The 645-nt window shown below is 42.0% G+C and carries 1 protein-coding gene; it reads left to right on the forward strand.

Features of this window, described 5'->3' with window-relative positions:
- Positions 1–645, forward strand: a 645-nt coding sequence (locus tag B7695_RS11110; RefSeq protein ID WP_474104097.1) for a MiiA motif-containing surface protein, incomplete at both ends; no start/stop codon positions are given.

A 645-nucleotide genomic window follows, 5' to 3' on the forward strand; every position in this document is an offset into this window, starting at 1 on the left:
CTTGACTGAAGCAGAAAAAGCTAAGGTAGCAGAAGCAGTTAAGAAATCAAACCCAACAGTAACAGATGTTAAGATTGGCAAAGATGGCACAACAACAGTAACCTTCCCAGATGGCAGCACAGCCGTAATTCCATCAGGTGATGCAGTTAAGAAATCATCAGATAACGCAATTAAGGATCCAGAGGTAACACCAGTTGTAGATCCAAGCAACTTGACTGAAGCAGAAAAAGCTAAGGTAGCAGAAGCAGTTAAGAAATCAAACCCAACAGTAACAGATGTTAAAGTTGGCAAAGATGGCACAACAACAGTCACCTTCCCAGATGGCAGCACAGCCGTAATTCCATCAGGTGATACAGTTAAGAAATCATCAGATAATGCAGTTAAGGATCCAGCGGTAACACCAGTTGTAGATCCAAGCAACTTGACTGAAGCAGAAAAAGCTAAGGTAGCAGAAGCAGTTAAGAAATCAAACCCAACAGTAACAGATGTTAAAGTTGGCAAAGATGGTACAACAACAGTAACCTTCCCAGATGGCAGCACAGCCGTTATTCCATCAGGTGATACAGTTAAGAAATCATCAGATAATGCAGTTAAGGATCCAGCGGTAACACCAGTTGTAGATCCAAGCAACTTGACTGAAGCAGA

This window comes from Streptococcus mitis, assembly GCF_002096845.1.
Classification (GTDB): Bacteria; Bacillota; Bacilli; order Lactobacillales; family Streptococcaceae; genus Streptococcus; species Streptococcus mitis_A.